The organism is Maribellus luteus (assembly GCF_003576475.1).
In the GTDB taxonomy this organism is placed as follows: domain Bacteria; phylum Bacteroidota; class Bacteroidia; order Bacteroidales; family Prolixibacteraceae; genus Draconibacterium; species Draconibacterium luteum.
In genome coordinates this window covers 1-686 of record NZ_QWGR01000097.1, presented here as the reverse complement: position 1 = coordinate 686, position 686 = coordinate 1, and the positions used below count along the sequence as shown (strand labels likewise).

Here is a 686-nt window from a genome sequence, read left to right as displayed (position 1 = left end):
ATGCCCATGGCCTGGAAATCCAGCATGGCCTGCACGTGCACGGCGCACGACTTGGCAGCCTCGTCGGTCAGGCGGGCGTGCTGCGACGGGTCACGTTGCGCAGCACGCCATTGCTCGACCGTCCAGCCCATCGGCAGATAGCCGTTGACCAGATCATGCGCCGAGGTCTGGTCGGTCACCAGATCCGGCTTCAGGCCACCGGCGCGGGCACGCTTGACCAGCTCCGGCAGGATTTCCGCCGCATTGCCGAGCAGGCCGATGGACACGGCCTCGCCGCGCTCGCAATGGTGGCGAATCAGGTTGAATGCGTCGTCGATGTCCTTGGCTTGCTTGTCGAGGTAGCGCGTACGCAGGCGGAAATCGATGCTCGATTGCTGGCATTCGATGTTCAGCGACACGGCGCCGGCCAGCGTGGCGGCCAGCGGCTGGGCGCCGCCCATGCCGCCCAGGCCGGCGGTCAGGATCCACTTGCCGGCCAGCTTGCCGTCGTAATGTTGGCGGCCGGCTTCGGCAAACGTCTCGTACGTGCCCTGCACGATGCCCTGGCTGCCGATGTAGATCCAGCTGCCGGCAGTCATCTGGCCGTACATGAACAGGCCCTTGCGATCCAGCTCGTTGAAGTGTTCCCAGTTCGCCCACTTGGGCACCAGGTTGGAGTTGGCGATCAAGACGCGCGGTGCATCCGG

Annotated in this window: 1 protein-coding gene; it reads right to left on the bottom strand. The window is 65.6% G+C overall.

Translation table 11 applies throughout. The features are described 5' to 3' along the window. Window positions 1-686, bottom strand: a 686-nt coding sequence (locus D1614_RS28090; protein ID WP_497006670.1) for a urocanate hydratase family protein, incomplete at both ends; no start/stop codon positions are given.